The 10703-nt window shown below is 54.7% G+C and carries 8 protein-coding genes and 2 tRNA genes; 4 read left to right on the forward strand and 6 right to left on the reverse strand.

Features of this window, described 5'->3' with window-relative positions:
* Window positions 1–1839 (forward strand): autotransporter assembly complex protein TamA, encoded by a 1839-nt coding sequence (locus tag MJ923_RS20670; RefSeq protein WP_476748703.1) that lies wholly within the window; start codon window positions 1–3, stop codon window positions 1837–1839.
* Entirely contained in the window at window positions 1836–5936 is a 4101-nt protein-coding gene (locus tag MJ923_RS20675) for a translocation/assembly module TamB domain-containing protein (RefSeq protein ID WP_240592675.1), read from the forward strand. The genes MJ923_RS20670 and MJ923_RS20675 overlap by 4 nt, the downstream gene beginning before the upstream one ends.
* A gap of 361 nt (window positions 5937–6297) precedes the next feature.
* Here MJ923_RS20675 and rplY read toward each other — a convergent pair whose 3' ends face one another.
* Complete coding sequence (gene rplY, locus MJ923_RS20680) at window positions 6298–6585, reverse strand: 50S ribosomal protein L25 (RefSeq protein ID WP_240592676.1); 288 nt, start codon at window positions 6583–6585, stop codon at window positions 6298–6300.
* A 284-nt stretch (window positions 6586–6869) separates the two neighbouring features.
* Here rplY and MJ923_RS20685 point away from each other — a divergent pair, with 284 nt between their 5' ends.
* Window positions 6870–7307, forward strand: a complete 438-nt coding sequence (locus MJ923_RS20685) for a hypothetical protein (protein ID WP_240592677.1) — start codon at window positions 6870–6872, stop codon at window positions 7305–7307.
* On the opposite strand, the gene mepK is transcribed toward MJ923_RS20685, so the two are convergent.
* A complete protein-coding gene (gene mepK / locus MJ923_RS20690; protein WP_240592678.1) occupies window positions 7231–7779 on the reverse strand; it encodes a peptidoglycan L,D-endopeptidase MepK in 549 nt (182 codons plus the stop codon). The genes MJ923_RS20685 and mepK overlap by 77 nt on opposite strands.
* Before the next feature lie 130 nt (window positions 7780–7909).
* A complete protein-coding gene (locus tag MJ923_RS20695; RefSeq protein WP_240592679.1) occupies window positions 7910–9280 on the reverse strand; it encodes a L,D-transpeptidase family protein in 1371 nt (456 codons plus the stop codon).
* A 203-nt stretch (window positions 9281–9483) separates the two neighbouring features.
* Between MJ923_RS20695 and MJ923_RS20700 the strand changes: the two genes are divergently transcribed.
* Window positions 9484–9759, forward strand: coding sequence for an HU family DNA-binding protein (locus MJ923_RS20700; RefSeq protein ID WP_240592680.1), 276 nt, complete (start codon window positions 9484–9486; stop codon window positions 9757–9759).
* A 74-nt stretch (window positions 9760–9833) separates the two neighbouring features.
* Here MJ923_RS20700 and MJ923_RS20705 read toward each other — a convergent pair whose 3' ends face one another.
* From MJ923_RS20705 to MJ923_RS20715, 3 genes are all read right to left on the reverse strand, one after another.
* Complete coding sequence (locus tag MJ923_RS20705) at window positions 9834–10271, reverse strand: hypothetical protein (protein ID WP_240592681.1); 438 nt, start codon at window positions 10269–10271, stop codon at window positions 9834–9836.
* A gap of 234 nt (window positions 10272–10505) precedes the next feature.
* Window positions 10506–10592, reverse strand: a tRNA-Leu gene (locus tag MJ923_RS20710).
* Between the two features lie 37 nt (window positions 10593–10629).
* Window positions 10630–10703 (reverse strand) — tRNA-Cys (locus MJ923_RS20715).

Here is a 10703-nt window from a genome sequence, read left to right on the forward strand (position 1 = left end):
TTGAACTCTCGTTTTTTGACCGCTTCGACGGCGGTATTTGCCTCCCTGCTGCTCCCGGCAGCCCACGCAGCCGACCCACTGCTGCGCGTCACCGTATCCGGCGTAGATGAATCGCTGCAAAAAAACATTATTGCTCACCTGGGCACCTTGCCCGAGACCGATGTGCAGCGCCGCGCCTTTTTATTTAACGTGGACGATGCGGTGGATGCCGCCATGCAATCCGTGGGTTACTACCACAGTGACGTCAGCCAATCGTTGACCCGCAGCGAAAAAGGCCCCTGGGAACTTACCCTTGCCGTCACATCCGGCGAACCGACCCGCATCGATTGGGTGGATATCCGCTTTGGCGGCGATATGCTGAGGGACGAGAGTTTCTCCCGCTGGCTCGATAACGTGAGTCTGCGTCCGGGCGATGTGCTCAACCACGGCCAATATGAAAGCCTGAAGGCGGAGCTTGGCGCCATCGCCCTGTCCCGCGGTTACTTCGATGGCGAATATACCAAGGCGGAGATCCGGGTCAACCGCGACGAAAACCGCGCCACTATCAGTCTGCATTTTAACTCGGGCGATCGCTATCGCTTTGGCGATGTGAGCTTTGAAGGCCATACCCTCGAAGAAGGCTTTCTCGATAAGCTTATCCCCTTCGATAACGACACCCCCTACGCCACCCGCAGGCTGTCGACCTTTAACAGTAAGCTGCAGGAAACCGGCTATTTCCGCTCGGTAAAGGTGTTGCCGCTGCTCGATAAGGCGCAGGACGGAGAAGTACCAGTGCGGGTAGAGCTTGAAAACCGCCCTGACCATTCTATCGAACTCGGTCTTGGCGCCGATATTGGCAGTAGCACCGACAGCTCATTTGAGCCACGGGTGCGGGTCACCTGGCGTACCCCGCAAATCAACCGTTATGGCCACTCCCAGGAAACCAGTATCGAATGGTCACCTGACAGGCCGAAGTTTTTAACCACCTACACCATACCGCTCACCCATCCGCTGGACGATCAGCTGAAAATCCGTTTTGGGCTGCTGCGTGACAAGTATGGTGTGACCCAGGTGTACGATCCGGAAAAGCTCGACTTCACCAACACAGGGCAACTTGAATCGAGCAAGGGGCTGCTGGGGGTTGTCAGAACCCAGCGGCTGAAAAGCGGCTGGCTTTGGGGCTACTCGCTTGATTATATTAAAGAAGCCTATACCCAGTCGGATACCGATTACGACCCTAGCTTCGTGCTTGGCGGCGTCAGCCTTTCCAGTACAGTGCGCGGCGATGCCTCGCTCGACCCCAAATGGGGTTACCGGCATTCTTACAGTGTGGACTATGCCGATCCCAGTCTGGGCTCAGAAACCCGCCTCACCCGTATTCAAGCCAAGTTCAAATGGATTGATACCTTCTTTGACAAACACCGCCTGGTTGCCCGCGCCGATTTTGGTGTCAATCTGGTGTCCGACGCCGATCTGGCGCTGGTGCCGCCGTCACTGCGATTTTTCGCCGGTGGCGATCAGAGTATTCGCGGCTATGCCTATCAGGAACTTGGGCCTTTTTATGAGTACACGGGCACCGACGGCACCATAGGCCGCGAAGTGGTCGGCGGCCGGTATCTGGCGGTAGGCAGCCTTGAGTATCAATATTACCTGACTCCATCCTGGCGCCTGGGCAGCTTTGTCGATGCCGGTAACGCCTTCGATAAAGACCAGTTTGAACCCGTAGTAGCCGTTGGCGGTGGGGTGCACTGGATATCGCCCATTGGCCCCATCAAGCTGGATATAGGCGTAGGCCTTAAAGAGACCGAAACCCTTGACCGCTCCTGGCGTATTCACCTGACCATGGGGAGCGAGCTATGACACAGGATATAACAGTGCCAAGCCCGGCTGCAGCCGAAACACCCATCAAAAAGCCCTGGTATCACCCCTGGCGGTTATTTAAGTTAATTGTCCGTATCGCGATTTATCTGCCACTGACGCTGCTGGTAGTGCTGGCACTGGTGCTTGGCACCCCCTTTGGCGCCCATATGGCGGTAAGTTTGGCTTCCAAACTGGTGCCGGGCTTTTCGGCCCAATACCAAAGCGGCACCTTAAACCGCGACCTGGCCCTGAGCGAAGTTTCTTACGCTATGCCAGGTATCGAGGTGAAGGCTGATGCGGTGTCACTGCTGTGGCAACCTTCCTGCCTGCTGACCAAAGGCGTGTGTATCAACGCGCTGAACCTCGACGATGTGGATGTGGCCGTTGATACCGCAGCGCTGCCAAAGTCCGACAGCAATGAAGCAGAAGAGGCATCCGGCCCACTGAAGTTGCCAATCACCCTGGCACTGGACAGCGCCGAGATTAACAGGGTCAATGTTCGCCTGGATGCCATGACCTTTGCTGCCGCGCAGCTGGCAACCGGCGCCCGCTGGCAGGACGACGGTTTGTGGGTCGACTTCCTCAGCAGCGATGGCCTGCTGATAGCCATTCCCACCACCGCAGCCTCTGATGAGGCCGCCAAGGCCGATGTGTCTGCTGAAACCGCCAAGGTGGAAGAGACTGGCAAGTCTGATGCCACGTCCACATCCACATGGCCGCTGGCGGCGCTGCCGGAAATCCAATTGCCGATGGACCTTCACCTCAAGACGGCCGAGATAAAAAACTCGACCCTGAACCTTGGTGAACGCAAGGACCACTTCAGCCTTATCACCGCTGCGGCCGACTTTGAAGGCAGCCAGCTGACCTTAACCGAACTGCTGGTGCGCCACGATGAAGCAAACCTTGAGCTTAAAGGTACGGTTGAGCTCAGCAAAAACTACCCCCTTGCCATCAAGCTTAAGCTTGATACCGACTCGCCTTCTTTGATGCCCGAGCTTGGCAAGCAGCAGCTGACCCTGGTGGCAAACGGTAATATGGACGCACTCAAGGCCGAGGTCGACGCCAAAGGCTCTGCCGAGCTGCGCCTTGCGCTGGACGCCGCCCTGTCAGATCCGAAACTGCCGTTTACCCTGACGCTCGATGCCCCACGGGCTGGCTGGCCTTTGAGTCAACCCGAGTATCTGGCAACCGACCTTAAACTGAATGCCAGCGGGGATTTGGATGCGCAGCAAGCCAAGCTAAGCACAAAGGTCACCACGCCGTTCCACACGCCGCTGGATCTCGATGCGGTGCTGTCCAACGCTGCCCAAAAGCTGAATATCGCGTCACTTAATATCAGCGGTGAGCCGGGTGACATTCAGTTAAATGGCAGCCTTGACTATGCCAAGACGCTGAGCTGGGATGCCAATGTGGCCTTCCAGCAGCTCACCCCCTCCGCCATCATATTGCCTGAGAACCCCGCTGCCAGCGCGAAAGCCGATACCGCCAAAGTCGATGCGCCAAAAACAGCCAAAACTGATACGGCAAATACGGCCAAAGCCAAAGCGCCTGAGGTTTCAGAAGCAGTCGACGCAGCAAACCCGGCTTTAGCTGTGCAGCAAGGAGCCAATGACGCGGTAACTGACTTAGCAGTTGCCGCCAAAGAAAGTGGAAAAGAGAAACAAACCGCCCCACAGCATCAAGCGGCCACCCCCGGCGCTCTGCCAAGTGGCAGCCTGGACGGCAAGTTACGGGTCAGCGGAAGTTTGGATAAGGGCTGGCAAATCGCACTCAGTGATACCGACATCCGCGGTGAGCTCGATGGCTACCCGGTCACCATGGGCGGCGATGTGAGCGTGGATCATGAGCTGCATCTCAGCGCCAAAGACTTCTCTCTCGCCGCTATGGGCGCCACAATCGACATAAATGGCGATGTGAAAAAGGATTGGGCACTCGATGGCATCATCCGCGCCCCGGATCTGTCGCTGCTCTCCCCGGAACTTGCCGGCCAGTTCAACGCCACCTTAACCGTGAGCGGTGCCCAGCAAGACCCCTTTGTTAACCTCGAAGCCCTGGGCGTTGCCATCAAGGCCGGCGGCGCAACCCTTGAGAGCCTGAATATCAAGGGTATGTATCAGCCCAAGGCCAATCATGAGTTTGCGCTTTCCGTCAAAGGAGAGCAGCTGAATGTGGGCGAACGTAAGCTTGAGACCATAACCCTGGGCGGCAAAGGCGATATGAACAGCCAACGCCTGCGCGCCCAGACCTTTGGCGATCTCCGTCTGGACACAGTGCTGCACTCTGAGTTTGATGATAAGCGCAAGCAAGTCAGTGCCGTGTTGAGCCGATTGAATATTGGCAGCGAATTCGGTGACTGGCAGCTCTCCAAGGACATGGAATTTGGTTGGGATCTGAATAAGAACAGTGGCAGCCTCAACGATGCCTGCCTTGTACAACAAAACAGCGCCCTGTGTCTGGCCCGTCCGGCCAAACTCGGGGCAACCGGTGATGTGGCCCTGAGCTTTAGGGGAGCACCCGGTGCCATCATCGACCGGGTACTGCCACAAAACATAGACTGGCAGGGCGATGCGAGTCTGGATGCCAACGTCACCTGGTCGCCCAAACGCAAACCCACCGGCGAGCTGCTGTTGGCCTTTACCCCGGGCAGGGTGCTGCTCAGCAGGCCCAAAGGCCAGGTTGTGGAAGTCGCCTACGAAGAGCTGCGTCTCAATGCCAGTCTCACGCCTGAGGCGCTAAGCACCCGACTGCGCTTTTTGTCAGGCACCCTGGCAAGCCTTGAGAGCGAAGTCAGTGTGAAGGTGACGCCGGATCGCACCCTCGATGGTTTTGTGCGCCTCGACAGCATCAGGCTTGAAGCCCTTAAAGAGTTTTTACCTCAGCTCGATACCCTCGAAGGCCAGCTCACCAGCAATCTGATGCTGGGTGGTAACCTGATGGAGCCACAGGTCAGTGGTGATTTAAGGCTTATCAAAGGCGCCTTCTCCGCCAGCGCCAACCCTACCCTTATCAGCGATGTGGACATGGATGTGAACTTTGCCGGACAGCGCGCCATGGTCCGCGGCGACTGGCAGATGGGCGACGGCCCGGGTGAGCTTAGCGGTAATATCGCCTGGCCCGGCGGCGAGTTCAGTGGTGAGTTGCTGGTCAAAGGCAACAAGCTTGCGGTTATCGTACCGCCAATGGCGCTGCTGGACGTGTCGCCGGATCTTAAGCTGGTGTTCGATGCCAAAACCATGGATGTCAAAGGCGCGGTAAATATCCCCACCGGTCATATCAAGATAGTGCAACTCGCCGAAGGCGGCGTGGCAGTGTCAAACGATGTGGTATTCGATGACTCCATCGCCGCCGCCGAGCAGAAGACCAGCCCTTACGGCATCATTGCCGATCTGAACATTCGCGTGGGCGATGAGGTGAAAATTGAAGGTATGGGCCTCAAGGGCAAACTAGACGGCACCATACGTTTGCAGCAGCAAGCCTTTAAGCCGCCACTGCTGTTTGGCGATGTGAAGGTGGTGAGCGGCAGTTACAAGTTTATGGGTCAGACCCTGAAGATCCCCAAAGGTGAAGTACAGTTTGTTGGGCCACCGCAGCTGCCTAACCTCAATATCGAAGCCATTCGCGAAATTAAAGAGGAAGATTTGGTGGCCGGGGTACGCATAACCGGCACCGGCATGGCACCGGAAGTGACCCTGTTTTCCAACCCATCCAAGGAGCAGGCTGAGATCCTGTCGTACATCATCAAGGGCAAGGGTTTCGACAGCAATGGCAGCGGCGATAACAATGCACTGATGATGAGCGCGGCGCTGTCGCTGAGCTCGTCCCTGTCAGGCGGCGCCATCAACAATATCGGCAGTACCGCTACCTCGCTGGTTGAAAAGTTCGGCTTCTCCAATGTGCAGCTCGATGCCAACGATGAAGGCCGGGTGGCCATCAGCGGCTACATAGGTGAAGATCTGATGGTGAAATACGGGGTGGGCGTGTTTAACCCGGGCTACGAAATGACTGTGCGTTATTACCTGCTGTCGCAGCTGTATCTGGAAACCGTATCTGGCACCCTGGGCCAATCGCTGGATATCTATTACAACTTCGACCTGTAAACTTGCTCAGCTGAATACTCAAAGGCCGATGCTAAACCGTCGGCTTTTTTATCCCCATAGACAGCAGCCATGTACGGTGCCCGGTAACTCTATCTCTTCTTTCTATACGGCGCTGAACCATATTTATCGGCATCATGGTTATCAGGAGCTTTGGTTATCAGGCGCCTGGACGTAGGTGAAGTGAGAAGAGCCGATTAGCTGGCACACTCACCCTAGCGATTGTTCCATTTCAAATGACGAACGCCCATCGACAGTGACATTCGGCACAATAAGATGAAAACGGCGCAATCAGGATGAAAACGGCGTAAAGCGGGCACAAAAAAAGCGCCACTGGGGCGCTTTTTCTCGGCAAAGCCGTCGATTAGGCGTAAACGAAGTCTACGTGCTCGATCATTGGCTTGAACACGTGGCGCTGCATGGCCTGGGCGCGTACTTTCACTTCTTTGCCGTCCAGAACGATGGTCAGATCGCTGGTGTAGAAATCATCGTTGGTCTGGATGTTGATGATGTCCTTGTGCTCGAAAACGATGGCAACTGGCTCTTTACCGATACCATAGATAACAGCAGGAACTTTACCCTCACGACGCAGGCGGCGGCTCGAACCTTTCCCGATCTCAGTGCGGGTTTGTGCAGTAATAGTGTAAGACATGTTTTTATCACTCATATCAAAAAGTTAAAATGCAAATCGGTCTTCGACCAACCAATAAGCACCTGCCCGGGAAATCCCAAAGCGCGCGAAGTCTAACACAGCACCCATAAGGCGGCAAGGAATGCGTTACTTCCCGAGCAATTTCGGCCACTTGATAACCAAAGTTTGCATTTGTAACAGCAAGGAAAATCTTGTGGTTACCAAGGGTTGATGCGTGATCTATGTCACATCTCATGGGATAAGCCACTGCTAGTCTTCTGGCATCAGATTGACGGAGTGTTGTCATGGCCTCATCCACGGCGTGCTTGATTGAGGTAACCCGCCAATGGCAGGGAAGCTGCCTTTTGCTGGATACCCTGATGAATCGACTTGAGTACAAGTTCGATTCGCTGGCCATTTCCGTTAATGCCATCGATTTACTGCTCGCCGAAGCCATGGCCTGCGTGGCCGAACTGGATATGCTGGCCAATCGTGTCGGCGGTAAGCAGCGCCCCCAATCCCTCAGACAGTTTTACTGCGTCCTTTCCACCACCCTGTCGGACTGGCAATTAAAAAGGGAGCAATCCAGCTTACGTACCGGATGTTGCTCCCTGTTAACTGACTATGGCCGTTTAATGCCACAGCTATCGGGCTGGTTTCACAGCATTACCAGCTGCGCACCCGTCCCACATCCACGTGAACAAAGCCTGATTGTGGATAGTAGCCAACACCACCCAGCTTAAGCTCTTTCGCAGCGTCTCTTACCTTGTCCAGGCGGACCCCTGGAATGGCGATATCTATAGCTTTACCTTCCATATGCAGGCTCTTTTTGGCCACTCCGCCGCTTTTCTTGGCCAACATGGCGTTAGTCTTCGGCGAGCGATAACCTGAAATAATATGGATGGTATCGCGACTTTTTAGATTTTCCTGCAGGTAAAACAGCAAATCGTACAGTCGCTTATCCATGGGAGCCGCTTCATTCGCACGGTGATCCCGTAAAAGATGATCAAACCCGGTCAATATCGGCCTTTGATATTCGCCATCAATCCAGTAGGCGCCCTTGCCTTCTTCCCGGGTGTGGAGGTTTAACATACTCAGCATCCTGCTGCCTTGGGTTGAACGACTGGCAAATGCCGGCGAAGAAATCATTGAAACCATCGCTGCACTGCCCAGCCCAAGCATTAACTGCCTGCGCGCAGGAGAGAAATCTGTCACTCAGTCACCTTTGTATTATTTTTGGACAACTCAGGCAAAAAGTATAACGAAAGCCCCATATGATCAAGCTTTACGCGAGATAAAATCCTGACTGAAACAAAGTGTAAAACCCGTTAATTAGCTCACACTTTTAAGGCTGATGACTGGCAACAACTTGATTATCTTGTATTAAACCATAGATATCATCGCGAAATTGCGCCTTTCCTTCGCTATCTATCCAGCTGGTCCAATAGACAAAACGCACCGGCAGGCGCTGTTTGAGGGTAAACCACTTGGTTCGTTCGGGGGTATTGAGGGTTGCTTGCCACTGACGCGGATCCGCCACCCGCTGCCTGGCAAGCCAGTCGGCGAGCTCGCCGATTTTCTCAACCCGCACACAACCGGATGACAAGGCCCGCATGGATTTGTCGAACAGGTGCTTATCCGGGGTATCGTGCAAATACACGTTATCGTCATTGGCAAAGTGCAGCTTAAAGCGGCCCAGGGCATTGTCGGGCCCGGGGCGCTGCTCAAGCCGGTAAGGAAAGCTGCCGTGGGCGGCTTTTTGATAAAACTCGTCAGTTTCGTTGAGCGCTTCACCGTCGCGGGTCCAGACGATAAAGCCTTTCTTAGCCAGATAGTGGCCATCTTTTCTGACCTTGGGCAAGACATCGAATCGCATCAGCCGCTTGGGCACCCGCCAGGAAGGGTTCACCACCACCGCACTGATTTCGCTATCCATCAGCGGTGTTTTGCGACTGGGTTTACCCACAATCACCCTCGAGTGCAGCACAGGTGTGCCCTCGTCCATCAGCGTCAGCTCAAATGCGGGGATATTCACCAGCACCATACTGGCGGGTAGCTGACGCCGCTCCGCACTTTGCTGTAAGTAATCCCGCGCCAACATCCGTGCCCTTGCCCGCGGCCCCTGATTGAGCCAATACAGGGTTTTCTCCCCGACGATACCATCGTCTTTTAACCCGTGGCGGCGCTGAAACGACTTCACTGCTTCCACCACGTCGCCTTCATAGCGGCGCAGCGAGCTTTCCGGCAGCGCAGCCAAGTCACCAAATCCATACAGTTTGTCAGCCAGTGCCGGCAGCTGACTATGTTCGTCCCCGGGCCGCAGCCAGCCGCCAAGAGTCAACGCCGGCCAGGGTGACTGGGCAAGCCACAACAGGTGGCGAATTTGATTGGTGACCGCCAAATACTGCGGATTGGGTTCCAGCGCTATCAGGCGCTGTGACAGGCTGAGCTTAGATATTGAGGTGTGGTCCGGGTTGTTTGCGAGTAAACCAAGGCTTGCCCAAGCCGCGCGAAGGGTGTTGAAGTCGCGCTCCAGCGCAGCTTCATCGGTATCAAAAGATTGCATTAACGGCATCAACGCAGGTACATCGCCCTGATTGGCAAGAATGAACAAGCTTGCCTGATCGCGCATCAGCTGGCGGCTGTACTCGGCCTCAGCACCCTGTGCCTGGGGCACCAGCAAGAGCAGCAGCCAAAAAATCACCCGTCTTGTCATCTATGCTCCCCGGACTTTCCAACACGCCCTCTTTACATCATGGCAGCTGGTAACGCCGCTGTCATACGTCACTGGACTGACTTGTAGTGTCCCGGGTCGCATAGAAAGCCAGCATTCAACTTAAATTCAGGGATTTACCCTTGAATGCATCGCCCAAGCTGTTATAACTGGCCCCTTTTCCATTGTGTTGTTGGAGAAATCGGATGAACAAGACAGATCTTTGCCGCCGGATGGCGAAGGAAAATGGCCTCACTCAGCCCCAGGCCAAGCGAATGCTGGATGAAATTCTGGCGCAAATATCCCGCGCGATCGAAGAAGGTGAAACCCTCTACCTACCCCAGTTTGGCACCTTTGAGCTGCGCTATTATTTGCCGCGCCAGTTCAGAAATCCACAAACTGGCGAGATGATGGAAGCTGATGGTTTTAACCAGCCAAGCTTTAAACCGGCACCCGCATTAAAACAACTGGTGAATAGCTGAATCGGGTCGCGGGATCTGCGCGGTTTTAAGCAATGAACCCCTGCTATCAGCTTTGATGCGCAATTCAGCCTTCATCAGCGTTTGTAAAAGCCGCGCCTGAGTACAGCACTGATAAGCAGCGGCAGCCAGATAAGCGCTATCAGGGTGGTTAGCATGTCTGCCACCATGTGGTATTGCTGATAGAGCATCAATGCAAGGTAGCCAATAAAAGAACCCATCCAGAGCGGCCACAGGCGCCGTTTCAACATACAAAGCGCCTGCACCAGGCTGAACGACACCGCCGTGTGGGTGCTGTAATCAAGCCCAAAGCCAGGCCAAAGCTTCAGCCAATTGTCGAGAAACATCAGCCCGTAGGCTGCAATAAGCATCAGTGCCAATATCAGCGCCGATGCTCCTACCGCTCGCCTTTGTCCCGGCAGCTGGATCAGCGTCCAAACCAGAGCAAACATATAGAGCCCCGCCAACAACGGAATGTAGGCGTCGGCTATGGTGTCCAGCGTTTCAAAATCCATTTATTCATTCCAATCTGTAGCAGCAAGATGTGTTATCTGCAGGTTTATACGGGCCTTTGCGGTATGCGTGAAGCTAGCAAAATAACCAGAAAGATAAGCGGCCTGCCAGCGCAGTGAAAACCAAGCTAGAGAGAAAACCAAGTTCAAGGGAAAATCAAGCTAAAAACAAAACTGTCGGCTTGGGGCGCAGGAAATAACAGCGAGGAGATAAAGAAGATTAACGCTTGCTTTGAATGGTACCCGAGGACGGACTTGAACCGTCACGACGTTACCGTCGAGGGATTTTAAATCCCTTGTGTCTACCGATTCCACCACTCGGGCTAAGTGTCGATGCTTCATCAGGGAAGTTATCGAAAAGTGGAGGCGCGACCCGGAGTCGAACCGAGATCGACGGATTTGCAATCCGCAGCATAGCCATTCTGCCATCGCGCC

Origin of the sequence: Shewanella zhuhaiensis, from assembly GCF_022484835.1 — a bacterium.
Classification (GTDB): domain Bacteria; phylum Pseudomonadota; class Gammaproteobacteria; order Enterobacterales; family Shewanellaceae; genus Shewanella; species Shewanella khirikhana.

Excerpts from the sequence above, each read along its gene's own strand:
- MJ923_RS20675 (WP_240592675.1), top strand. The coding sequence starts at position 1,836 with ATGACACAGGATATAACAGTGCCAAGCCCGGCTGCAGCCGAAACACCC.
- rplY (WP_240592676.1), bottom strand. The coding sequence starts at position 6,585 with ATGTCTTACACTATTACTGCACAAACCCGCACTGAGATCGGGAAAGGT.
- MJ923_RS20685 (WP_240592677.1), top strand. The coding sequence starts at position 6,870 with ATGGCCTCATCCACGGCGTGCTTGATTGAGGTAACCCGCCAATGGCAG.
- MJ923_RS20695 (WP_240592679.1), bottom strand. The coding sequence starts at position 9,280 with ATGACAAGACGGGTGATTTTTTGGCTGCTGCTCTTGCTGGTGCCCCAG.
- MJ923_RS20700 (WP_240592680.1), top strand. The coding sequence starts at position 9,484 with ATGAACAAGACAGATCTTTGCCGCCGGATGGCGAAGGAAAATGGCCTC.
- MJ923_RS20705 (WP_240592681.1), bottom strand. The coding sequence starts at position 10,271 with ATGGATTTTGAAACGCTGGACACCATAGCCGACGCCTACATTCCGTTG.